This is a genomic window from Pseudomonas sp. SJZ078 (assembly GCF_007828255.1).
GTDB lineage: Bacteria > Pseudomonadota > Gammaproteobacteria > Pseudomonadales > Pseudomonadaceae > Aquipseudomonas.
Genome location: NZ_VIUG01000008.1, coordinates 22,011 through 45,524, shown reverse-complemented (window position 1 = coordinate 45,524; position 23,514 = coordinate 22,011). Strand labels below are relative to the sequence as shown.

General features: G+C 59.9%; 22 protein-coding genes and 1 pseudogene. 16 read left to right on the top strand and 7 right to left on the bottom strand.

What is annotated here, in order from left to right:
* Positions 1 to 201: 201 nt before the first annotated feature.
* Positions 202 to 1,284, top strand: a complete 1,083-nt coding sequence (gene gcvT, locus FBY02_RS09920; protein ID WP_144926671.1) for a glycine cleavage system aminomethyltransferase GcvT — start codon at positions 202 to 204, stop codon at positions 1,282 to 1,284.
* A 52-nt stretch (positions 1,285 to 1,336) separates the two neighbouring features.
* Positions 1,337 to 1,723 carry a glycine cleavage system protein GcvH gene (gene gcvH / locus FBY02_RS09915; protein WP_144926668.1) on the top strand — a complete coding sequence of 129 codons (387 nt, stop codon included), beginning with the start codon at positions 1,337 to 1,339 and terminating at the stop codon, positions 1,721 to 1,723.
* Positions 1,724 to 1,885: 162 nt separating this feature from the next.
* Here gcvH and FBY02_RS09910 read toward each other — a convergent pair whose 3' ends face one another.
* From FBY02_RS09910 to FBY02_RS09900, 3 genes are all read right to left on the bottom strand, one after another.
* Positions 1,886 to 2,206, bottom strand: coding sequence for a DUF2388 domain-containing protein (locus tag FBY02_RS09910; RefSeq protein WP_173668678.1), 321 nt, complete (start codon positions 2,204 to 2,206; stop codon positions 1,886 to 1,888).
* Positions 2,207 to 2,290: 84 nt separating this feature from the next.
* Positions 2,291 to 4,075 (bottom strand): GspE/PulE family protein, encoded by a 1,785-nt coding sequence (locus FBY02_RS09905; RefSeq protein ID WP_144926665.1) that lies wholly within the window; start codon positions 4,073 to 4,075, stop codon positions 2,291 to 2,293.
* Between the two features lie 145 nt (positions 4,076 to 4,220).
* Positions 4,221 to 4,550, bottom strand: coding sequence for a hypothetical protein (locus FBY02_RS09900; RefSeq protein WP_144926662.1), 330 nt, complete (start codon positions 4,548 to 4,550; stop codon positions 4,221 to 4,223).
* Positions 4,551 to 4,675: 125 nt separating this feature from the next.
* On the opposite strand from FBY02_RS09900, the gene FBY02_RS09895 reads away from it, so the two are divergent.
* Positions 4,676 to 5,146 carry an Lrp/AsnC family transcriptional regulator gene (locus FBY02_RS09895; protein ID WP_144926659.1) on the top strand — a complete coding sequence of 157 codons (471 nt, stop codon included), beginning with the start codon at positions 4,676 to 4,678 and terminating at the stop codon, positions 5,144 to 5,146.
* Positions 5,147 to 5,260: 114 nt separating this feature from the next.
* On the opposite strand, the gene FBY02_RS09890 is transcribed toward FBY02_RS09895, so the two are convergent.
* Positions 5,261 to 6,628 (bottom strand): inorganic triphosphatase, encoded by a 1,368-nt coding sequence (locus FBY02_RS09890; protein WP_144926656.1) that lies wholly within the window; start codon positions 6,626 to 6,628, stop codon positions 5,261 to 5,263.
* Positions 6,629 to 6,946: 318 nt separating this feature from the next.
* Here FBY02_RS09890 and argE point away from each other — a divergent pair, with 318 nt between their 5' ends.
* The 3 genes from argE (at position 6,947) to FBY02_RS09875 (ending at position 11,343) form a co-directional block, all read left to right on the top strand.
* Entirely contained in the window at positions 6,947 to 8,107 is a 1,161-nt protein-coding gene (gene argE / locus FBY02_RS09885; protein ID WP_144926654.1) for an acetylornithine deacetylase, read from the top strand.
* Positions 8,108 to 8,239: 132 nt separating this feature from the next.
* Positions 8,240 to 9,538, top strand: a complete 1,299-nt coding sequence (argA, locus tag FBY02_RS09880) for an amino-acid N-acetyltransferase (RefSeq protein WP_041024457.1) — start codon at positions 8,240 to 8,242, stop codon at positions 9,536 to 9,538.
* Positions 9,539 to 10,023: 485 nt separating this feature from the next.
* On the top strand, positions 10,024 to 11,343 hold the full coding sequence (locus FBY02_RS09875; protein WP_144926651.1) for an OprD family porin: 1,320 nt from the start codon (positions 10,024 to 10,026) through the stop codon (positions 11,341 to 11,343).
* A gap of 65 nt (positions 11,344 to 11,408) precedes the next feature.
* Here FBY02_RS09875 and FBY02_RS28580 read toward each other — a convergent pair.
* Positions 11,409 to 11,492, bottom strand: a pseudogene (locus tag FBY02_RS28580) (nucleotidyltransferase domain-containing protein); the annotation flags it as partial.
* Between the two features lie 331 nt (positions 11,493 to 11,823).
* On the opposite strand from FBY02_RS28580, the gene FBY02_RS09865 reads away from it, so the two are divergent.
* The 9 genes from FBY02_RS09865 to FBY02_RS09825 all read left to right on the top strand — a co-directional run bounded on the left by FBY02_RS09865 (position 11,824) and on the right by FBY02_RS09825 (position 19,247).
* On the top strand, positions 11,824 to 12,462 hold the full coding sequence (locus FBY02_RS09865; protein WP_144926648.1) for a peroxiredoxin: 639 nt from the start codon (positions 11,824 to 11,826) through the stop codon (positions 12,460 to 12,462).
* Between the two features lie 317 nt (positions 12,463 to 12,779).
* Entirely contained in the window at positions 12,780 to 13,373 is a 594-nt protein-coding gene (gene ssuE / locus FBY02_RS09860; RefSeq protein ID WP_144926645.1) for an NADPH-dependent FMN reductase, read from the top strand.
* 90 nt (positions 13,374 to 13,463) lie between these two features.
* Positions 13,464 to 14,429 (top strand): sulfonate ABC transporter substrate-binding protein, encoded by a 966-nt coding sequence (locus FBY02_RS09855; protein ID WP_144926642.1) that lies wholly within the window; start codon positions 13,464 to 13,466, stop codon positions 14,427 to 14,429.
* Between the two features lie 25 nt (positions 14,430 to 14,454).
* On the top strand, positions 14,455 to 15,603 hold the full coding sequence (gene ssuD, locus FBY02_RS09850; protein WP_144926639.1) for an FMNH2-dependent alkanesulfonate monooxygenase: 1,149 nt from the start codon (positions 14,455 to 14,457) through the stop codon (positions 15,601 to 15,603).
* Between the two features lie 7 nt (positions 15,604 to 15,610).
* Positions 15,611 to 16,393: an aliphatic sulfonate ABC transporter permease SsuC gene (ssuC, locus tag FBY02_RS09845; RefSeq protein WP_144926636.1), complete on the top strand. Its 783-nt coding sequence runs from the start codon at positions 15,611 to 15,613 to the stop codon at positions 16,391 to 16,393.
* Positions 16,390 to 17,196 (top strand): aliphatic sulfonates ABC transporter ATP-binding protein, encoded by an 807-nt coding sequence (gene ssuB, locus FBY02_RS09840; protein ID WP_144926634.1) that lies wholly within the window; start codon positions 16,390 to 16,392, stop codon positions 17,194 to 17,196. The genes ssuC and ssuB overlap by 4 nt, the downstream gene beginning before the upstream one ends.
* 90 nt (positions 17,197 to 17,286) lie before the next feature.
* Complete coding sequence (locus FBY02_RS09835) at positions 17,287 to 17,502, top strand: molybdopterin-binding protein (RefSeq protein WP_024780485.1); 216 nt, start codon at positions 17,287 to 17,289, stop codon at positions 17,500 to 17,502.
* 213 nt (positions 17,503 to 17,715) lie between these two features.
* Entirely contained in the window at positions 17,716 to 18,033 is a 318-nt protein-coding gene (locus FBY02_RS09830) for a transcriptional regulator (RefSeq protein WP_256662506.1), read from the top strand.
* Positions 18,033 to 19,247 carry a type II toxin-antitoxin system HipA family toxin gene (locus tag FBY02_RS09825; protein WP_144926631.1) on the top strand — a complete coding sequence of 405 codons (1,215 nt, stop codon included), beginning with the start codon at positions 18,033 to 18,035 and terminating at the stop codon, positions 19,245 to 19,247. Before FBY02_RS09830 ends, FBY02_RS09825 begins: the two co-directional genes overlap by 1 nt.
* Before the next feature lie 3 nt (positions 19,248 to 19,250).
* Here FBY02_RS09825 and FBY02_RS09820 read toward each other — a convergent pair whose 3' ends face one another.
* Together FBY02_RS09820 and FBY02_RS09815 are read right to left on the bottom strand one after the other, a co-directional pair.
* Positions 19,251 to 19,886 (bottom strand): TetR/AcrR family transcriptional regulator, encoded by a 636-nt coding sequence (locus FBY02_RS09820; protein WP_144926628.1) that lies wholly within the window; start codon positions 19,884 to 19,886, stop codon positions 19,251 to 19,253.
* Positions 19,887 to 20,111: 225 nt separating this feature from the next.
* Positions 20,112 to 21,488, bottom strand: a complete 1,377-nt coding sequence (locus tag FBY02_RS09815) for a glutamine synthetase family protein (protein WP_144926625.1) — start codon at positions 21,486 to 21,488, stop codon at positions 20,112 to 20,114.
* 616 nt (positions 21,489 to 22,104) lie between these two features.
* On the opposite strand from FBY02_RS09815, the gene FBY02_RS09810 reads away from it, so the two are divergent.
* Complete coding sequence (locus tag FBY02_RS09810; RefSeq protein ID WP_024780478.1) at positions 22,105 to 23,463, top strand: glutamine synthetase family protein; 1,359 nt, start codon at positions 22,105 to 22,107, stop codon at positions 23,461 to 23,463.
* Positions 23,464 to 23,514: the final 51 nt, after the last annotated feature.

The window sequence follows — 23,514 nt, the reverse complement described above, 5'->3', positions numbered from 1 at the left end:
AGACGCCGCCAACAGTGAACAGCTTATTTCCGAGACAGAACACTAGGTGCCAGTCCTACCTCATGCGGCTACAATGCGCGGCATTCGGTGCGGTCCGTCTGTCGGACCGGACAACTGAGAGCGTCAGAAAACTCCTTTTTCCAGACGCTCGCGCTACGCAGTGTCCATCCGCACCTTCGCCAAGCCCGGAAGGAGAAACCCATGGGACAGCGTACGCCTCTGTATGACCTTCATCTCGCCCTCGGCGCGAAGATGGTCGATTTTGGCGGTTGGGATATGCCTCTGCATTACGGCTCGCAAGTCGAGGAGCACCATCAGGTGCGTCGCGATTGCGGTGTGTTCGATGTATCCCACATGACGGTGATCGATGTTGCCGGTACCCAGGCCAAGGCCTGGCTGCAGCACTTGCTCGCCAACGACGTCGATCGCTTGCAGGACACGGGAAGTGCCCTCTACAGCGCCATGCTCAACGAGCAGGGCGGCATCGTCGACGACATAATTGTCTACCGCGTCGACGACGGTTACCGACTGGTCTTCAACGCCTCCACCCGGGACCAGGATCTGGCCTGGATGCAGGCGCAGCTCGGGGAATACGAGGTGCAACTGCGCGAACGTCCCGAACTGGCGATGCTGGCCATCCAAGGGCCCCAGGCCCGGCACAAGATTGCCGAGCTGGTCTCGCAATCGCGCGGCCAGTTGATCCAGCAGCTCAAGCCCTTCGAAGGCCGTGTCGACGGTGACTGGTTCATCGCGCGCACGGGCTACACCGGTGAGGACGGCCTGGAGATTGTCCTGCCCGCCCACGAGGCGCCGAGCTTTTTCAATGATCTGGTGGGGGCGGGCATTTCGCCCATTGGCCTTGGTGCTCGCGATACCTTGCGCTTGGAAGCCGGCATGAACCTCTATGGTCAGGATATCCACCAGGATATTTCCCCGTTGGCCTCGAACATGGCCTGGAGCATCGCCTGGGAGCCGGCGAGCCGCCAATTCATCGGCCGCAGTGCGCTGGAAGCCGAGTTGGCGGGCGGCGTGCAACACAAACTGGTTGGGCTGGTGCTGGAAGAGCGTGGCGTCTTGCGCGCCCATCAGGTGGTTCGTATCGCCGATGTGGGCGAAGGTGAGATCACCAGTGGCAGTTTTTCTCCTACGCTTAGCAAGTCAATCGCCCTGGCGCGTGTTCCGACGGCTACCGCCGACCGAGCCGAGGTGGAAATTCGTGGTAAGTGGTACCCGGTACGGGTGGTCAAACCGACCTTCGTCCGCCATGGTAAAACCCTGATTTAACCGTTCACGGCGGGCCGCTGGCCGCTGACACTTTCTCTTGAGGACACAGAATATGAGTGATATCCCTGCCGAACTGCGTTTTGCCGAAAGTCATGAGTGGGCGAAGTTGGACGCTGACGGTAACGTCATCGTGGGCATTTCCGATCATGCTCAGGAAGCGCTGGGTGACGTGGTATTTGTCGATTTGCCGGAGATCGGTAAGGATCTTAAAGCCTCTGACGTGGCGGGCGTGGTGGAGTCGGTAAAGGCTGCTTCGGATATCTATGCCCCAGTCGACGGCGTAGTGATCGCTGTCAACGAAGAGCTGACCGGTTCGCCGGAACTGCTGAACTCCGAGCCGTACAACGCCTGGATCTTCAAGCTCAAGCCTTCCAGTGCCGATGCTGACCTCGGCAAGTTGCTTGATGCGGCTAGCTACAAGGCTACCATCGGCGAGTGACGAACAGCTGATGTGGGAGCGAGCCTGCTCGCGATGGCGGCGTGTCAGTCAGCATGAATATTGCTGACCTACCGGTATCGCGAGCAGGCTCGCTCCCACAGGAAGTTATTTGCCAGGCAAAAAAATGCCGCTCCATTGAGCGGCATTTTTCATGGGATTGGATCAGTCCTGGGCGACCGCGTTTTTCGCCAGGATCGCGTTGGCCAGTTCCATGTCGGTGGCCTGCAAGCCTGGGTTATCGGCCCGGACCTTCTGCATCGCGGCTTCCAGGTACGGGCCGCGGATGTTGCCGTCACTGGCGACAAAGCTGCCGGCGTCGTCCTGAGCGGCAACGATCAGTTTGTGATCCTTGAAAGTCAGATAGGTGGAACCGGTGGTTGCACCGGACGAGATGACGTTACGCCAAAACGTGTCGGCCATTGCCGAGCCAACAGGAAGAGACAGCAAGGCTAGGGTAGCGACAGCAAGTTTGAGACGCATGATGGTGACTCCACTGGGTTAACTATGACTTTGGATTACCTGCGCCTGTATTCAGTTCCGTGACCTGTTGCCCACGCGTCATCGGGCTCACTTGTGCTCGCTTTGCGGTGTTACCCGCAACACTTCCTCTACAGTGGTCAGCCCGGCGGCGATTTTCTGTGCGCCGGACAGGCGCAAGCTGCGCATGCCTTCCTTGAAGGCCTGGCGGCGTACTGCCAGCAGGTCGGTGTCGGCATGGATCAACCCCTTGATGCTGTCACTCAGCTGGAGAATTTCGTACACCCCGGCGCGGCCACGGTAACCGGTATCACGACATTCCAGGCAACCGACGGCTTGTTGGGCGTTGCTCGGCAATGGGGCCTGCCAGGGCCGGGTCAAGGTCTGCCAGTCCTCTTCGTCCAGGGCCAGGGGCGCCTTGCAGTGAGGACACAGCGTGCGCACCAGGCGCTGGGCCATGATCCCGAGGACTGTGGCCTTGATCAGATAGTGGGGCACGCCGAGCTCAAGCAGGCGACTGATGGCGCTCGGTGCATCGTTGGTATGCAGCGTCGAGAGTACAAGGTGTCCGGTGAGCGCCGCCTGGATCGCCATCTCGGCGGTTTCCAGGTCACGGATTTCGCCGATCATGATGATGTCCGGGTCCTGTCGCATGAGCGCGCGCACGCCTGCGGCGAAACTCAGGTCGATGTTGTGCTGTACCTGCATCTGGTTGAAGGACGACTCGACCATCTCGATCGGGTCCTCGATGGTGCAGAGGTTCACCTCCGGCGTCGCCAGTTTCTTGAGGGTGGTGTAGAGGGTGGTGGTCTTGCCGGAGCCGGTAGGGCCGGTCACCAGGATGATGCCGTTGGGCTGGCGCGTCATGTCCTGCCAGCGACGCAGGTCGTCGGTGGAGAAACCCAACTGGTCGAAATCCTTGAGCAGGACTTCGGGATCGAAGATCCGCATGACCATTTTCTCGCCGAACGCCGTGGGCAATGTCGACAGGCGCAACTCCACTTCGTTGCCGTCCGGGGTCTTGGTCTTGACCCGGCCGTCCTGGGGCTTGCGTTTTTCCGCGACGTTCATCCGTCCCAGGTTCTTCAGGCGGCTGATGATCGCCATCGTCACCTGGGGCGGGAACTGATAGACGGTATGCAATACCCCGTCGATGCGAAACCGCACGGTGCCCTGCTCGCGACGAGGCTCGATGTGGATATCACTGGCGCGTTGCTGGAAGGCGTACTGGAACAGCCAGTCGACGATGTTGACGATATGCGCGTCGTTGGCGTCCGGCTCCTGGTCGCTGGCGCCGAGGTTGAGCAGCTGTTCGAAGTTGCTGAGGTTGCTCGGTTGCTGTTCGGTCGTGGTGGCGCCACTGACCGATTTGGCGAGGCGATAGAACTCCACGCTCAGGCGCTGGATGTCCACGGGGTTGGCGACCACCCGCTTGATCGGCAGCTTGAGCACATGGGTCAGGTCCGACTCCCAGCTGCTGACGTACGGTTGGGCGCTGGCGACGGTGACGGCATCGTGATCGACTGCCACCGCCAGGATCTTGTGGCGCTGGGCGAAGGCGTAGGACATGAGTGGCGTAACGGCCGCGACGTTGATCTTCAGCGGGTCGATGCGCATGTACGGTTGGCCCGCCTGCTGGGACAACCACAGCGTCAGGCTCTCCAGGTCCAGGCGCTTGCCGGGACGGCTGAGGTCATCCAGATGCTGGTTGGCGATGAACTCCAGCGGATGCAACTGGCTGTTGGTGTTGTGGCGTCGCCGGGCATTGAGCGCGGTTTCGGCCGAGTCCTGGCTGATGAAGCCTTGGGCGACCAGTTGACGCAGCAGCTCATTGAGGTCCAGCCAGCGGTCCTGAGTGGCGTGTTTGGTGGACATGCGGGTTTCCTATTGGACAATTGCAGCAAAGCCGCGATACAGACGCTTGCGCGCCCCGAGTCGGTCTGCAAAAGAATAGTCTCGACCTTATGAACCGTTGGGCCACTACCCGACCAATGCGTTTCGAATTCTTGCCTGCTACCCCTCAAGCCGTCGCCTGGATCGGCGCAGACCACGCAATATCGGGGCGTTGCAGATCCACCGAGCACACGCTGATCAGGTTGCGTAACTTTTCCGCAAGCACCTGGGCACGGTGCCAGCTCAGCCCTTCGATAAGGATCTCCATCGTCAGCAGCTCATTGTGGCGTTCGACGTGGACCTGCTCTGGCATCAGGCCCTGCAGGGCGAACAGGTTAAGGGCCCGGCAGAGCAGATCGGCTTCGGCTTCGGCCAGTAACCGGTATTGCACGCGGCAATGGGCGTTGGCGGTATGCCAGACATCGGCGCGCGGGGCGACGGCTTCGAATGAGGGCATGGACGGTCTCCTTGAATAGAGAGAAATGTTTACATGCACGAGCGGGAATTTCTTCTCTAAGATGCACGTATCAGCTGCCAAGGCGAATAATTTTATTCTTTACTTGATGATTTTCGGGTTTATTTATGCATAGCGAACTGGATGGCTACGACCGCAGGATACTGGCGTTGCTTCAAGAGGACGCTTCGTTGTCCAGCGCACAGATCGCCGAACAGGTCGGTCTGTCCCAGTCGCCGTGCTGGCGACGGATCCAGCGGATGAAGGAGGAGGGGATCATTCGCGGTCAGGTGACGTTGCTCGATCGCAAGAAAATCGGACTCAATACGCAGATCTTCGCCGAAATCAAACTCAACGCCCACGGTCGTTCGAACTTCACCGAATTCACCGAGGCGATTCGCGGTTTTCCCGAAGTCCTGGAATGTTATGTGCTGATGGGGTCGGTGGATTTCCTGCTGCGCATCGTTACGGCAGACATCGAGGCCTATGAGCGATTCTTTTTCGAGAGGCTGTCACTGGTGCCGGGGATACAGGAAGTGAACTCGATCGTGGCGCTTTCAGAGATCAAGTCCACGACGAGTTTGCCGGTGGTGCGCTGATTCTGTGCCGGCCTCTTCGCGAGCAAGCCCGCTCCCACACTGGATTTTGGGTGTCGCAGGATGTGCGACCAACCCGATCAAGATGTGGGAGCGAACCGGCTCGCGATGGCGGCATTACAGACGCAACAACATCTTCCAGGCCCGATTCTGGTACACCGCAATTGCCTGATGCTTGCGCGCATCCAGGGCTTCGTCGGTAATGGGCTCGTTGGCCAGTTGTGCCAGTTTGTTCAGCTCGCCATAGAGACGGTCCATCTCCGGAATATCCAGCACCGCACGGGCATGGTGCAGCCAGACCTGGATGCGCTCGATGCGCGGCAGCTGTTCGGCCAGGTCTTCCGGTTGCTGCTGGTAGCGTTGTAACTGCAGGGATGAGGCTTCCTCGCCCAGCAGCCGTGGCAGCCAACTATTGAGTTGCGCCGCGCCCTGGCGGTTGCCGCGGGTGTTGCGCTCGGTCGTCCAGCTGCGAGCCAGCAGCCAGCGCGAAGCGTTCAGGGAAAACAGACCCCAGCGTGGGTCCTGCAGTTCTTCAAGAAACTGCTCCGGAGCGGCCTTGCGCACATCTTCGTCGTCCAGGCCGGCCTGGACCAGTGGACGCCAGTCTTCCAGCAGGGCGTCCAAGGCAGCGCGCAAGTCGTGGGTCGATTGACGCGGTGCCGCCTGGCCGAGGCTGCTGAGCAAGGCCCGCAGTTCGGCGAGGTTTTCCACCCAATCCAACAGCAGGCGCCAATGGCCATTGAAGCGATATTGTTCGGCCAGGCGCTGGCTGCTCGCCAGCAAATGCCAGCTCAGCGCGGCGAAGGCGTCGTCCAGTGGCATCTCGGCGGTCAATTGCGGGGTGGGCAGGCTCAGGGCGTAGCTGCTTGCATCGTGCAGGCGGTAGCCACGTTCGGCCTTGCTGATATCGCAGGGCATCAAGGGCAGGGTCGCGGCCAGTTCGGCGGCCAGTTCCAGCAGCGCGGCGGGTTCGCCTTCGCGCAGCTCCAGCTCCAGCTCGCAGATTTCTTCTTTCTGCTTGCCGACCACGACATGGCCCAGGTCCAGCGCGGCTTCGATGACCACTTTGCTTTTGCCACGGCCCCAGGCGATTTCGGCGCGCTCGCGGACGAAATCGGTGGTGAAGATGGCCTTGAGGGTTTTCTTGTCCAGTTCGGCCAAGGCCTCGGGCCAGCATTCACCGTCGAGTTTCTTCAGGTCGAGCTTGGCTTTGGGCAGGTGCCAGTCATATTCGTTGCGCTCGGACAGGCCGGCGATGCTCTGGCCACGGGTCTTGAGGGTCTGGATCACCTCTTCGCCATCGCGGCGCAGGCGCAGGGCGACCTTGGCCCGGGCCAGGTCACGCTCGGGCGTGTCGAAATACTGGTTCATCAGCTCTCGGCGTTCCCAGCCGCCTTTGTTGCGTTTTTTCAGCAGCGGATGCTCGCGCAAGGCTGCCAGGGTCTCGCGGCTGACGCGGAGTTTGATTTCGGTTTCTTTCTGCATGGCCGGAAAATCCAGGGATCGGGTGCGCAGCCGGGGGAAGGTGTGGCTGCCAAGGCCGTGCAGTGTACAGGAGTCCTCCGTCCTACGCGCCGCGGCGGTTTATTCCTGGTGTCCTGTTTCGCAAATACGCTCCTTTTTTGACGAGAGGTTGTTGTCGTCAGGCAAGGCGCCGCGACGAGTCATAGCCTGCTATGGCGAGGAGCGGTAACGCAGCATGACGGCAACAGACACCGTTAGAAAAGAGCAGTATTTGTGATACAGGACACCAGCACCGGATGGTTCTATGATGGTTGTCAATTTGTGAGTCCGGAGCCAGCGATGCCTTTGCCGTCCATGAAAGATCAGTTCGCTGCCCTGATCGCCGCGCCTTCGGTCAGTTGCACGCAGCCTGCGCTGGACCAGTCCAACAGCACCGTGATCGAACTGCTGGCGGGCTGGCTTGGCGACCTCGGGTTTTCCTGTGATATCCAGCAGGTCAGCCCCGGCAAATTCAACCTGCTGGCGAGCTTCGGCAGCGGCCCCGGTGGCCTGGTGCTGGCCGGGCACAGCGACACGGTGCCGTTCGACGGTGCACTGTGGCAGACCGATCCGCTGAAGCTCACCGAAGTCGATGGGCGCTGGGTCGGGCTGGGCAGTTGCGACATGAAAGGCTTTTTCGCCCTGGCCATCGAAGCGCTCAAGCCACTGCTGGACCAGCCGTTCAAGCAGCCGTTGCTGATCCTCGCCACTTGCGACGAGGAAAGCTCCATGGCCGGTGCCCGTGCGCTGGCCGAGGCCGGACGTCCCTTGGGGCGCGCTGCCGTCATCGGTGAGCCGACCGGCCTGCGGCCGATTCGCCTGCACAAAGGCGTGATGATGGAACGCATCGACATTCTCGGGCGCAGCGGCCATTCCTCGGACCCCTGCCTGGGCCACAGCGCGCTCGAAGCCATGCACGACGCCATGGGCGAACTGCGCGGCCTGCGCCTGCAATGGCAGCGTGAGTTCCGCAACCCTCAGTTCACGGTGCCGCAACCGACCCTGAACTTCGGTTGCATCCACGGTGGCGACAATCCCAACCGGATCTGCGGCCAATGCTCCATGGAGTTCGACCTGCGTCCCTTGCCGGGCATGGATCCGCAGGTGTTGCGGGCGGCGATCCAGCAGAAGCTCAACCCCATCGCCGAGCGGCACAAGGTCAGGATCGACTATGCGCCGCTGTTCCCCGAGGTACCGCCATTCGAGCAGCCGGAGGACGCCGAACTGGTCCGCGTGGCCGAGCGACTCACCGGCCACCGTGCCGAAGCAGTGGCATTCGGCACCGAAGCGCCTTATCTTCAGCGCCTTGGTTGCGAAACCCTGGTACTGGGCCCTGGCGATATCGCCTGCGCCCACCAGCCGGGCGAGCACCTTGAAATGTCACGTCTGCAACCTACCGTGCAATTGTTACGGCAGTTGATCGAACACTATTGCCTGACACCGGCCACCGCCGGCTACTAGATCGCCCTTATCCGGGCCCATGTTCAAGAGGAGAGCGCGCGTGTCGCCAAGCCTGTTCCGACGATAACCATCAGCCTGCTGTGCGTTCCGTTTCGTCTTTTTTCGGCTGTTATTTATTACAGGTCCAGGTTCATGCCCGAATACGTCAATTGGCTTCGTCACGCTTCGCCCTATATCAATGCCCACCGCGACTGCACCTTCATCGTCATGCTGCCCGGCGACGGGGTGGAACACCCAAATTTCGGCAACATCGTCCATGACCTGGTGCTGCTGCACAGTCTCGGTGTGCGGCTGGTGCTGGTCCATGGTTCACGCCCGCAGATCGAAACCCGTCTCGCCGCACGAGGGCTGACCCCGCATTATCACCACGGCATGCGCATCACCGATGCCGCGACCCTGGAATGCGTGATCGATGCGGTTGGCCAGTTGCGCATTGCCATCGAGGCGCGCCTGTCGATGGACATGGCTTCCTCACCGATGCAGGGCTCGCGGTTGCGGGTTGCGAGCGGCAACCTGGTTACCGCAAGGCCTATCGGCGTGCTGGAAGGCGTGGACTATCACCACACCGGCGAAGTGCGCCGGGTCGACCGCAAGGGTATCAACCGCTTGCTGGACGAGCGCTCCATTGTCCTCCTGTCACCGTTGGGCTATTCGCCAACCGGAGAAATCTTCAACCTCGCCTGTGAGGATGTCGCCACCCGGGCCGCCATCGACCTGGCGGCCGACAAACTGCTGTTGTTCGGTGCCGAGCAGGGCTTGATCGGCGAGGACGGGCGTCTGGTGCGCGAGTTGCGCCCACAGCAGGTGCCGGCCCATATGCAGCGTCTGGGCAGCGACTATCAGGCCGAACTGTTGGATGCTGCCGCCCAGGCTTGCCGGGGCGGCGTGGCTCGCAGTCATATTGTCAGCTACGCCGAAGATGGTGCGCTGCTGGCCGAGCTGTTCACCCGGGATGGCAGCGGTACTTTGGTCGCCCAGGAACAATTCGAAGTGGTACGCGAAGCGGCCATCGAAGACGTCGGTGGCTTGCTGGACCTGATCAGCCCGCTGGAAGAGCAGGGCATCCTGGTGCGTCGCTCCCGCGAAGTGCTGGAGCGGGAAATCGAGCAATTCAGCGTGGTCGAGCGCGAGGGCATGATCATCGCTTGCGCGGCGCTGTACCAGATTGCCGATTCGGACGCCGGGGAGCTGGCCTGCCTGGCGGTGAACCCGGAATACCGCCACGGTGGCCGGGGTGACGAGCTGCTGGAGCGGATCGAGACCCGTGCCCGCGCCAAAGGGCTCAAAACCCTGTTCGTGCTCACCACCCGTACCGCCCACTGGTTCCGCGAGCGCGGCTTCGAGCCCAGCAGCGTTGAACGTCTGCCGGCTGCCCGGGCGTCGTTGTACAACTATCAGCGTAACTCGAAGATCTTCGAGAAAGCCCTGTAGGTTCCGGTAATCCTGTGCGCCCCATTGCTGTGCAATGGGGCGCACTCTTTTTGATTTCAGACAATGAAGTGTCTGTCTCAAAACCTTCACGATTATGGTCTATGCTGCTCCGGACGCATTGAGGTAGAGAGATCGAGGCTTGTACGACGAGCCCCGATGTCTAAATTTTTTGCCCTGAAAAAGTGCATAAAAATACCCATTCAGTAAATTCCCAGGCTGGCCGATATGTCAGGTCTGCCGTGAAAAAGCGTGATGGCACCCATATGTCCAAATCGACTGAAAACTTATGAAACAATTCTTTTTGGAATTATAAATAATCCATTATTCTTCCGCCCGGTGTCGTGGGGTTAGACCTTGGTCGTAGTCATAAATGGTTACGATTGACTTGTCGGTCACGGTCTGGCGCTAATCGCGCATCCGCGGATTCCGGACGTTCGATCCGGAACCAAAGAAACACAAGAATTAGAAAACGAGAGGAGCGAAGCATGAACAAGTCCACCTTGGCCCTGGCTGTGGCCGTTGGGGTTCTGGCGCAGCAGGCAGGCGCCGCCGGTTTTATCGAAGACAGCAAGGCGTCGGTCAGTTCTCGTACGCTTTACTTCAATAACGATAACCATGAAACGGGCAGCGAGGACCTGCGCGAAACAGGCACCGGCCTCAAATTCGACTACAAGTCTGGCTTCACGCAAGGTGTCGTGGGTTTCGGTATCGATGCCCAGGCGCTGGTGGGTATTCGTCTCGATGGAGGCAGGGGCCGTAACAACGGTTCCTATATGCCAAGCGATACCGATGGTGCGGCGGTACATGACTGGAGCCGTTTGTCGGGCAACGTCAAGGCGCTGTTCTCCAAGACCGAGGCTCACGTAGGTGGTGCATTGGCACCGAACCTGCCAATCCTGGTCGCCAACGACAGCCGTCTGCTGCCGCAGACCTTTGAAGGTGGCACCATCACCTCCAAGGAAATCGACAATGTCACTTTCAACGCTGGTCAGTTGGAACACGCCACAGGTCGTGCATCGAGCAACAGCACTGGCCTGGCAGTAGCGGGCGGCACCGAGGACAGCAACCAGTTCCGTTTTGGCGGTGCTGACTGGAAGGTCACCAAAGACCTGACCCTGCAGTACTACTACGCCAACCTGCAGGATTACTACAAACAGCACTTCCTGGGTGCCGTACACGTTTTCCCGATCAGCGAAGGCCAATCGTTCAAGACTGACCTGCGTTACTTCGACAGCAGTTCGGATGGCCGTAACGGCGACGCCGGCTACCGCTTCAACAACAACGGTGGCTACGCCAAGCACGCTGGCGAGGTCGATAACAAGACCTGGAGCGCCATGTTCACCTACACCCTGGGTGGTAGCGCCTTCCTGTTGGGTCACCAACAAGTCGGTGATGACGGCGGCTTCGTCTACCTGAACCAGGGCAACGTGGTTAACAGCAACGGTCGTCCTGAAGGGGCCGGCGGTGCGAGCTTCTACCTGTTCACCGACAGCATGATCAACGGTTTTGTCCGCGCCGGTGAAAACACCACGTTCGGCCAGTACTCGTATGACTTCGCCTCGGCTGGCGTTCCGGGTCTGAAAGCATCGATTTCCTACCTGCGTGGCGACGATGTCAAAACCGCCTCTGGTGGAAGCGATTACTCCGAGTGGGAACGCGACATGCGTGTGGATTACGTGATCCAGCAAGGCGCATTGAAAGGCTTCGGCACTACCCTGCGTCAGGGTACCTACCGCAGCAGCGGTGTGGGCGACAGCCAGGATCAGACCCGTCTGATCTTCAACTACACTTACAACTTCATGTAAGACGTAGAGCCGAAAAAAAGCCCCGTCCGGCACACGCCGGACGGGGCTTTTGCGTTTTCCGGGTCCTGTGCATGGCTGCCGAACAGGTACACTGCCAATAAATCAGGCAGATGGCTTTGCAGATACGTCAGCAAGGCTTGAGTGTTCAGGCTGCCTATCCTAGCCGTTCGTCCTGAAATCGCGGCAATAATTTCCATAATGTGAATACAAAACAAAAAAGCCCCGCCCGATAACGCCGGGCGGGGCTTTACGTTTCGAGTCAGGCCCACCCCTGTAGCCCTCCTCGAACTTCTCCTCTTTACAGCAACTCGAGGCCTTCTCGAAACCTCGTCGAGAATCCTGGACCCCTAAGTACGTCCAGGCCAGTGAACAGTTTTTTATATTCACAAAAAATCTAGCGAGATCGATATTCATTCTTTTTAAAACCGCCGGAACCGAGGCACAGTCAGGCTCCACAAGATCTCATCCAGGAGCCACATCATGAGCCTCAGACTGGGCGACATCGCCCCCGACTTCGAACAGGAATCCAGCGCCGGCAGAATCCGCTTCCACGAGTGGCTCGGCAATAGCTGGGGCGTGCTGTTTTCTCACCCGGCGGACTTTACGCCGGTCTGCACCACTGAGCTGGGCCTCACCGCCAAGCTCAAGGATGAATTCGCCAAGCGCGGCGTCAAGGCCATTGCCCTCTCGGTCGATCCGGTGGACTCGCACCACAAATGGATCGAGGACATCAACGAAACCCAGAATACCGTCGTCAACTTCCCGATTCTGGCTGACGCCGATCGCAAGGTGTCGGACCTGTACGACCTGGTCCACCCCAATGCCAGCGACACATTGACCGTGCGTTCACTGTTCGTGATCGACCCGAACAAGAAGATTCGCCTCACCATTACCTATCCGGCCAGCACCGGACGCAATTTCAACGAAATCCTGCGGGTGATCGACTCCTTGCAACTGACCGACAACCACAAGGTCGCCACGCCCGCCAACTGGCAGGACGGTGATGAAGTGGTGATCGTGCCATCGCTCAAGGATGAGGAAGAGCTCAAGCAGCGTTTCCCCAGGGGTTATCGCGCAGTGAAGCCGTACTTGCGCCTGACTCCACAGCCCAATCGCTGACGCAAGGTCAGCCAAAATACTCTTTTCTGTGGGAGCGGGCTTGCTCGCGAAGGCGGCGTTTCAGGTTAACCAATGTCGTCCGATACACCGCCTTCGCGAGCAAGCCCACTCCCACAAAGGGAAGCCGTGTCCAAAGGGATTCCGGCCGTTTCGACGGCCTTTTTTCATGCCTTGAAGAAAGTTGATCGCATATTTCTATATTGAATAACTAAATGAATAAATATGATTTATGGATATATGAAGGCGCTGCTATGGTTTGACCCATCCAGCGAGATCGCCCACAGCGAATCGCACAGAACGTTAAAGGAATGGCAGGTATGTTGGTCGTCTCACTCGGTGGCAGTCCCAGCCAGCGTTCCCGCTCCGGGGTACTGCTGGAGCGCTCGCAGCGCTGGTTGCAACAGCACGGTGTGGAAGTGGTGAGCTATCGGGTGCGCGATTTTCCGGCCGAAGATCTGCTCCATGCCCGCTTCGACAGCCCGAAGATCATCGATCTGCTCCAACAGATCGAGAATGCCGACGGGCTGCTGATCGCCACACCTGTCTACAAGGCATCTTTTTCCGGCGCGTTGAAGACCGTGTTGGATCTGCTGCCCGAGCGGGCCTTGAGCCATAAGGTGGTGCTGCCCATGGCGACTGGCGGCAGTATTGCCCACATGCTGGCGGTGGATTATGCCCTCAAGCCGGTGCTGTCAGCGCTCAAGGCTCAGGAATTGCTCCAGGGAATCTTTGCCGAAGACAGCCAGATCGCCTATGGCGAAGGCAGCGCCCAAGCACAGTTGGTGCCGGCACTGGAGCAACGGCTGGATGAGGCGCTGGAACAGTTTTACAGCGCCATGGCCCGTCGCCCAAAGCCGTTGGAGCCAAGCCTATTGAACGAACGCCTGTTGAGTGCTCGCTGGAGCATTTGAACCCCGATATACCCTGATTCAACTCACCTTACTCAGCCGCCAACGGCCCAGCAGGTGCAGCCAAACCCCACAGCAAAAAGGAGAAGCGCCATGCGCTCTGTCATTTTGCGTCGCGGGCTGGTCGCTCTGTTTGCTGCGGCTGTGTCCTTCGGCGTCATTACCCAGGCTCAAGCCGAGACCTTGCGGATCGGTTATCAGAAATATGGCACCCTGGTCCTGCTCAAGGCCAAGGGTACGCTGGAAAAACGCCTCGCCGCCCAAGGCGTGGACGTGCAATGGACCGAGTTCCCGGGCGGCCCGCAATTGCTTGAAGGCCTGAACGTCGGCTCCATCGATTTTGGTGTCACGGGAGAAACCCCACCGGTGTTCGCCCAGGCGGCCGGGGCCGATCTGCTCTACGTCGCCTACGAACCGCCGGCCCCTAACAGTGAGGCCATCCTGGTGCCCAAGGACTCGCCGATCCAGTCGGTACAGGACCTCAAGGGCAAGAAAGTCGCGCTGAACAAAGGCTCCAATGTCCATTACCTGTTGGTGCGAGCGCTGGAGGATGCCGGCCTCGCATATAACGAGGTCCAGACCGTATTCCTGCCGCCGGCCGACGCCCGTGCCGCGTTCGAGCGGGGCAGTGTCGACGCCTGGGTGATCTGGGATCCATACCAGGCTGCCGCCGAACAACAACTGCAGGCGCGCACCCTGCGCGATGGCAAAGGTATCGTCGACAACCACCAGTTCTACCTCGCTACCCGAACCTATGCGCAGAAAAATCCCCAGGTCATCAGCGCCCTGGTGGAGGAAGTTCGCGCGGTGGGGGAATGGTCCAAGGCCAACCCCGAAGACGTGACCCGACAAGTGTCGCCACTGCTCGGCCTGCCTGAGCCGATCACCCTGACGTCGATGAAGCGCCAGGGGTTCGGGGCCCTGTTCCTCACGCCGGAAGTGGTCGCGGCACAGCAGAAGATTGCCGACACCTTCTACCAACTCAAGCTGATTCCCAAGCCCCTGAGCATCCGGGACGTGATCTGGACGCCGCCGGCGGCCGTTGCGAACGCGCAGTAATCCGATTTCCTTAGGAGACCACTCCATGAGCCTCAATATTTTCTGGTTCCTGCCTACTCACGGCGACGGCCATTATCTGGGCACCGTCGAAGGCGCCCGTGCCGTTGATCACGGTTACCTGCAACAGATTGCCCAGGCGGCGGATCGGCTGGGTTTCGGCGGCGTGTTGATTCCCACCGGACGCTCCTGCGAGGACTCCTGGCTGGTGGCCGCATCGTTGATTCCGGTAACCCAGCGTTTGAAATTCCTCGTTGCCCTGCGTCCCGGGATCATTTCCCCGACGGTAGCGGCGCGTCAGGCGGCGACCCTGGACCGGTTGTCCGGCGGCCGAGCACTGTTCAACCTGGTGACCGGTGGTGATCCGGAAGAGCTGGCCGGTGATGGCCTGTTCCTGGATCATGAGGCGCGTTATCAGGCTTCGGTGGAATTCACACGCATCTGGCGTCGTGTGCTGGAAGGCGAGACCGTCGACTACGACGGCGAACACATTAGTGTGAAGGGGGCCAAGCTGCTCTATCCGCCCATCCAGCAACCGCGTCCGCCGCTGTATTTCGGCGGTTCGTCTGAGGCGGCCCAGGACCTCGCTGCCGAGCAGGTGGAGATGGTGCTGACCTGGGGCGAGCCGCCCGCCGCCGTGGCGGAAAAAATCCGACAGGTGCGTGCCAAAGCCGCGAAGCTCGGCCGTACCGTGCGTTTCGGCATACGTTTACATGTGATCGTGCGTGAAACCAATGCCGAAGCCTGGCAAGCCGCCAATCGGCTGATCTCCCACCTGGACGACGACACCATCGCCCGCGCCCAGGCTTCCCTGGCGCGCTTCGATTCGGTGGGCCAGCAACGCATGGCCGCGTTGCATGGGGGGCGGCGTGACAAGCTGGAAGTCAGCCCCAACCTCTGGGCCGGTGTCGGACTGGTGCGTGGTGGTGCCGGTACGGCGCTGGTGGGCGATGGCCCGACGGTGGCTGCGCGGGTCAAGGAGTACGCCGAACTGGGGATCGACACCTTTATTTTTTCCGGTTATCCACATCTCGAAGAGTCGTACCGCGTGGCGGAGCTGTTGTTCCCGCACCTGGACGTTGAGCGCCCGGAGCTGCCGAAGGGCCAGGGCTATGTCAGCCCATTCGGGGAGATGGTCGCCAATGACATTCTCCCCAAAGCCGCATCCCAGAGCTGAGGCGGCCATGAAGAAATTTATCCACAACCTGACACCCTGGGCACTGCCGCTACTGTTGCTGGCGGTGTGGCAACTGGCGGTTTCGGCGGGCTGGTTGTCCACGCGGATCCTGCCCGCCCCGGTGGCCGTGATCGAGGCCGGGGTCAATCTGGTGCGCAGCGGTGAAATCTGGACCCACCTGGCAATCAGCGGGTGGCGGGCAACGGTCGGTTTTCTGCTCGGCGGGAGTATCGGGTTGGTGCTGGGCTTCATCACCGGTCTGTCGAAATGGGGCGAGCGTCTGCTGGACAGTTCGGTGCAGATGGTGCGCAACGTGCCGCACCTGGCATTGATTCCGCTGGTGATCCTGTGGTTCGGCATCGATGAGTCGGCGAAGATTTTCCTGGTGGCGCTTGGCACGCTGTTTCCGATCTACCTCAACACTTACCACGGCATCCGCAATGTCGATCCGACGCTGGTGGAAATGTCCCGCAGTTACGGTTTGTCCGGCTTCAGCCTGTTTCGCCAGGTGATCCTGCCGGGCGCGTTGCCTTCGATCCTGGTGGGGGTACGGTTTGCGCTGGGTTTCATGTGGTTGACGCTGATCGTTGCGGAAACCATCTCCGCCAGCTCCGGCATTGGCTACCTGGCGATGAATGCCCGGGAGTTCCTACAGACCGACGTGGTGGTGCTGGCGATTCTGCTGTACGCCGTGCTTGGCAAGCTGGCCGACCTTGCCGCTCGTGGACTTGAGCGGGTGTGGCTGCGCTGGCATCCGGCGTATCAGGTCAACAAGGGAGGTGTCGCATGACCGCCCAACAACCCCCGCGCCTGCTGCAAGGCATTCCGCTGGCGGTGCGCAAACTGCAGAAAACCTTCGGTTCACGCCAGGTGTTGCGGGATATCGACCTGCACATCCCGGCCGGACAGTTCGTGGCCGTGGTCGGTCGTAGCGGTTGCGGCAAAAGCACCTTGCTGCGCTTGCTGGCTGGTCTCGATCAACCCTCGGATGGTCAATTGCTGGCAGGCTCCGCGCCTTTGAACGCCGCGCAAAAGGACACCCGCCTGATGTTCCAGGAGGCGCGCCTGTTGCCCTGGAAGAAAATCATCGACAACGTCGGCCTGGGGCTCAAAGGCAACTGGCGAGCCCAGGCATTGCAGGCGCTGGACGCCGTAGGCCTGGCCGACCGCGCCGATGAGTGGCCGGCGGCGTTGTCCGGCGGCCAGAAACAGCGGGTGGCCCTGGCCCGCGCGTTGATTCATCGGCCGCGCCTGTTGTTGCTCGACGAACCCTTGGGCGCGCTCGACGCCCTGACCCGTATTGAAATGCAGCAACTGATCGAACGCCTGTGGCAGCAACACGGCTTTACCGTGCTGCTGGTCACCCACGACGTCAGCGAAGCGGTGGCCATCGCCGACCGGGTGATCCTGATCGAAGACGGCCGGATCGGTCTCGACCTGCCCATCGATCTGCCACGCCCGCGGATTCGCGGTTCCCATCGCCTGGCGACCCTGGAGACCGAAGTCCTCAACCGCGTGCTGTCCCTACCTGGCCAACCGCCGGAACCCGAACCTGTTTCACCCTTGCCCACGCAATTGCGCTGGGCGCAATAAAGCAGCTTCAAGCGGCAAGCTACAAGAAGAGGCGCGTGCTTTTACTTGCAGCTTGCAGCTCGCAGCTCATTTCGACCCAGGAGAAATCGTATGACCATCAAAGCCATCAACGTGCGCAACCAGTTCAAAGGCATCATCAAGGAAATCGTCGAAGGTGACGTACTATCGGAAATCGACGTTCAGACCGCCTCCGGCATCGTCACTTCGGTCATCACCACCCGTTCGGTCAAGGAGCTGGAACTGGCGATCGGCAGCGAAGTAATCGCTTTCGTCAAATCCACGGAGGTGTCGATCGCCAAGTTGTGAGCGCTGCTCCAGCCGATGCCCCGAATGGCGTTGGCCTTTTGGGGCTCGTTCCCACGCAGAGCGTGGGAACGTCCTTCAGCGGCATTTAAAAGCGTTTTATAAGGTTTAAAGAGACTTATAAGGATGCTGATCCTGAAAATTTTTAACGTTTATTGAATTTAAGCGGTGCTATAGTTCGCTTTAGAATGCCTTAGCAGCTTTTGAGCGCCGTTTATGAACGAGTTTTTCCCCATCGAGTGTGCCGACAGCCTTCACGCCATTGGGGCGCTGGTGAAAAGCCGACGCCTGCAAAATCGACAGCGACAGAAAGATCTCGCCGCGTCACTGACCATTTCGGAAAGGACGGTACGCAAGATCGAGGCCGGTGACCCGTCCGTGGAACTGCGCTCATTCATGCTAGTGCTGTGGCAATTGGGGTTGACTCAGGAAGTGTTTCAGAGCCGCCAGCAGATCGAAGCTTCATCCCTTGCGTCCGTTCAAGCACCCCGCAAAGCCCGCGTGCGGCTGGCCGGTGCCAAAGGGGACTTCTGATGCCCAGGGCATACATCTATGTGGAAAATCCCGAAACTGGAGAGGTTCATACACTGGGCCGGTTGAGCATCGACAATGGTCAGGGAGAGTTTATTTACGACCCCGACTATGTCGCCGGCCATACCTGGGTACCCGACCCGATCCGTTATCCACTTCGTGCCCAGCCCTTTGCTGGCATCACCACTAACCGTGGCGTACCCGGTTTCATCAACGATGCAATGCCTGATGGTTGGGGGGAACGCGTTTTGCGGGACCTTCATCGAACGGATCTAAACCCGGTCGAGTATTTACTCAAGTCGCCGAACAACGATCGCGCGGGCAACCTGATGGCTGGCGCAACTCGTCATCCACCCCATGGTGTCGGCCAGGAGGCGTTGCCTTCCTTGAAAGGCCTCGCTGCATTTATCGAGGCGACGGATGCCATCTTCGATAACCAGCTAGATGATGAGGCGATCAGGACCCTCCAGCTGCGTAAGCAACGCTCCTCTCTGGGGGGCGCAAGACCGAAGCGAACGTTGCAGGATGAGGGTGTGTTCATCCTGGCCAAACCCCGGGATCGCTATGACACCTGTGATGTTCCGGCCATGGAGCATGCCTGCATGACGTTTGCGGCGCTCAAGGGGCTGAATGTCGCGAAAACTGCGTTATACGCCGGTACACCCTCGACATTGCTGGTCAAACGATTCGACCGTTTTCCGATCGCCGAAGCCGGACGCCGTATACCGATGTTGAGTGGGCTGACATTGCTGGATGCCGATTGGCAATCCAATGATCGAAGCGCCTGGGTTTATGCTGGCCTTGCCAATGAAATGAAGCGACGCGGAGTACCGGATGACGACCTGCGTGAACTATTCAAGCGCATGTGTTTTAACGCTTTGGTTGGCAATGACGATGATCACCCAAAAAATCATGCAATCCTTTGGCTCAAAGGGCGATGGCGGTTGGCGCCGATGTACGACGTAGTGCCAGGACTCGATGGTTCTTCGCCGCCTTATCTTTCGATGGCGGTCGGTCGGCACGGACGAGTCATCACCCGGGAAAATCTGCTCAGCCACTGTATGCACTTTGCTTTGATGCCTGAGCAGGCAGCCAGCCTCTTGGACGAAGTAATGGGTTGGGAAGGTGAGCTTGGCGCCCATTACGGTCGCCACCTGGATGGCGCTGAACTGGACCTCGCTCTAAGCGCGATGGGCGCTATACGTATGAAAGGCTGAGGATCAGACCGCTTCGCGCTTGGGCAAATACGGCGGCAGGTACAACCCCAGGTAGGCATCGAACACCCGCATGCCTTCTTCGGCCAGGCGTGGGGTGATTTGGCCGTGTTGTTGCACCGAGCGGGCATAGACCCGGTCGCCGAGCTCCATTGCGAGGGCGAAGACGTCGACGTCGGTGGGCAGTGGCGGCAGTTCGAAATGTCGGGCGAAGACTTTGTGCATCAAGTCACTGAGCTCAAGATCGTGCTGGCGGTCGGCCTGGGTGACTTCGGTCAGGCCATGCTGGGCCAGAATCAACTGGCGTGCGGCGGCGTCCTGGTCGTAGATCGTCAGCATGCGTTGTTCCACCAGTCGTGACAGGTCGTGCCAATGATGCAGCGCGTCATGATCGATCGGTGCCTGGAGGCAGGCGCGGAAGGCGGCGTGGACGTCGGCGGTGAGCGCTTCGAGCAGCGCAGGCACGCTGGCGAAAAAGTGATACACGGAGGAGGGCGGGATCTCGGCGCGCTCGGCCACGCTGTAGATCGACAGGCTGGCCACGCCTTCGGCCGCCAGCAGCGTGCGGGCGGCATCAAGGATCGAGTCGATCCGGGCCTGGCTGCGTGCGCGGGGTTTGCGAGGCGTGGCGGTGCGTGTCATGGATGGCTCCTGCGGGATTGCGCGCATTGTACGAGCCGGGAGGTAGGTTGTCTGCCCGGCCGCCATCGCGAGCAGGCTCGCTCCCACATGGGATCTGCGGGGAGGCCACAAAATTGGGGGCACTCAATATTCTGTGGGAGCGAGCTTGCTCGCGATCCGCCGAAGGCGGCCATAAAAAACGCCGCAGCCCGCTAAGGCCTGCGGCGTTCTCTTTACTGCAACCGCTTAAACGGTATGCAGGTACCAGTTGTACTCAAGATCGGAGATGGAGTGTTCGAACTCCTCCAGCTCGCTTTCCTTGCAGGCCACGAAGATATCGATGTACTTCGGATCGATGTACTTGGCCATGACTTCGCTGTCGTCCAGCTCGCGCAGGGCATCGCGCAAGTTGTTCGGCAGGCTCTGCTCGTTCTGCTCGTAGCTGTTGCCTTCCACCGGTGCGCCCGGCTCGATCTTGTTGACCAGGCCATGATGCACGCCCGCCAGTACGGCGGCCATCAGCAGGTACGGGTTGGCATCGGCGCCGGCCACGCGGTGCTCCAGGCGCACGGCATCGGCGGAACCGGTGGGTACGCGCAGGGCCACGGTACGGTTGTCCAGGCCCCAGGTCGGCGAGTTCGGCACATAGAACTGTGCGCCGAAACGACGGTAAGAGTTCACGTTCGGGCAGAGAAACGCCATTTGCGCAGGCAGGGTCTCGAGCACACCGCCGATCGCGTGGCGCAGCGCGGCGTTCTGCTCGGGATCCTCGCTGGCAAAGATATTCCTGCCATCCTTGTCCAGAATCGAAATGTGAACGTGCAGACCATTGCCTGCCTGGCCGGGATACGGCTTGGCCATGAAGGTGGTGTCCATTTCATGGTCGTAGGCGATGTTCTTGATCAGGCGCTTGAGTAGTACCGCATAGTCGCAAGCCTTGATCGGGTCGGCCACGTGGTGCAGGTTCACTTCGAACTGCGCCGGGGCACTTTCCTTGACGATGGCGTCGGCGGGAATGCCTTGCTCCTTGGCGCCTTCCAGGATGTCCTGGAGACAGTCGACGTATTCGTCCAGGTCGTCGATCAGGTAGACCTGGGTCGAGTGCGGGCGTTTACCGGAGATCGGCGAGCGGGGCGGCTGTGGACGACCGTTCACGTTCTCCTGGTCGATCAGGTAGAACTCCAGCTCGAATGCCGCGCAGATGGTCAGGCCCAGTTCGTCGAACTTGGTCACGACCTGGCGCAGGACTTCGCGAGGGTCGGCGAAGAAAGGCTCGCCTTCCAGTTCGTGCATGGTCATCAGCAGTTGCGCGGTAGGGCGCTTCTGCCAGGGTTCGTTGGAAAGGGTGCCAGGGATTGGATAGCAGATCCGATCGGCGTCGCCGATGTCCAGGCCCAGGCCGGTGCTTTCCACCGTCGAGCCATTGATATCCAGGGCAAACAGGGAGGCCGGCAGGTTGATGCCTTTCTCGTAAACCTTGTGGAGGCTGGTGCGTTCGATGCGCTTGCCGCGCACCACACCATTCATATCCGCAATCAGAAGGTCAACGTACAGAACCTCAGGATGTTCCTTAAGGAACGCGTTCGCTTCGTTAAGCTGAACGGCACGCGGGGGTACCGACATGATGCAACACCTTTGTTGTTAAAAATATCAATCATTGATCTCTTCGAAAGCCAGTCAACCCGAACGGCATGCCGAAGTCAAGCAGGGCCTTTTTTGCCCTAAAAAAGCACCTGGGGGGCTTTTTTGAGGCAGTTTGGGGCGTTTTTTTCCCTTTGAGGGACTTGCCGCCCGCAAGCTTGAGCGGGCCGTGTTGTATTTTTTACGGGGGTGTTGTGTAAAAAAATGAACAAGGCTAAGCTCGATTCAAACCCATAACAGCAATAATACCGGGGTGCTTCATGTCTCGCCTGCCGTACCAACGGCCTCACCAACGGTTCCAGCAGATCGGTTGGCATGCTTGTCGCAACGCTCATCGCATCACTGATGACACCCGCTCCCCGGCCACGATGAGGGCCGCCAGGCGCTTGCCCATGCTGATGTCTCTCCCGGCGGATCAGTCGTCATCGTCGTCCAATATTCTGGACGCCCTGGACGAATCTCTCTTTCGCGGCTCTCCTTCAACTTTAGAACCTTTTTCCGGCCGATTGTCGGGCAAGGGCAACACAACGCGACGCCGATGCGTCAAACAACGCCTGGCTACTGAAAGCAGCCAGGAAACTCACGCCTAGAGGCATTTATGAGTAACAACCTCGACCAGCTCACCGATTGGTTGAAAAACCATAAGATCACAGAAGTCGAATGCATGATTGGCGACCTGACCGGCATCACCCGGGGCAAGATCTCGCCGACCAACAAGTTCATTGCCGAAAAAGGCATGCGCCTGCCCGAGAGCGTCCTGCTCCAGACCGTTACGGGCGACTATGTCGAAGACGACATCTATTACGAACTGCTCGACCCTGCCGACATCGACATGATGTGCCGCCCGGACGAAAACGCAGTGTTCCTCGTGCCCTGGGCCATCGAGCCCACCGCCCAGGTGATCCACGACTCCTACGACAAGCAGGGCAACCCCATCGAGCTGTCGCCGCGCAACGTGCTCAAGAAGGTGCTCAAGCTCTATGCCGACAAGGGTTGGCAACCGATCGTCGCGCCGGAAATGGAGTTCTACCTGACCAAGCGCAGCGACGACCCTGATTTCCCGCTGCAACCGCCCGTAGGCCGTTCCGGTCGCCCGGAAACCGGACGCCAGTCATTCTCCATCGAGGCGGCCAACGAATTCGATCCTTTGTTCGAAGACGTCTACGACTGGTGCGAATTGCAGGAGCTGGACCTCGATACCCTGATTCACGAAGACGGTACGGCGCAGATGGAAATCAATTTCCGTCACGGCGATGCGCTGTCCCTCGCCGACCAGATCCTGGTGTTCAAGCGCACCATGCGCGAGGCGGCGCTCAAGCACAACGTCGCCGCGACCTTCATGGCCAAGCCCATGACCGGCGAGCCCGGCAGTGCGATGCACCTGCACCAGAGCATCATTGACAAGGAGACCGGCAAGAACGTTTTCTCCAATGAAGACGGGACGATGAGCGAGCTGTTCCTGCACCACATCGGTGGCCTGCAGAAATTCATTCCCGAGCTGCTGCCGCTGTTCGCCCCCAACGTCAACTCGTTCCGCCGCTTCCTGCCGGACACCTCGGCACCGGTGAACGTGGAGTGGGGCGAAGAGAACCGTACTGTCGGCCTGCGGGTGCCGGATGCCGGGCCGCAGAACCGTCGGGTGGAAAACCGCTTGCCGGGCGCCGACGCCAACCCGTACCTGGCGATTGCCGCCAGCCTGTTGTGCGGCTTCATCGGCATGGTCGAGGGCATCAACCCCAGTGCGCCGGTGGTGGGTCGTGGCTACGAACGGCGCAACCTGCGCCTGCCGCTGACCATCGAAGACGCCTTGGAGCGCATGGAAAACAGCAGCACCATCGAGAAGTACCTGGGCAAGAAATTCATCACGGGCTACGTCGCAGTCAAGCGGGCCGAGCATGAAAACTTCAAGCGCGTCATCAGTTCGTGGGAGCGGGAATTCCTGCTCTTTGCCGTCTGAGGCGCCGGGTGAGGTTGCCTCCGGCAGCCTCGCCCCCACCGATATAAAGGA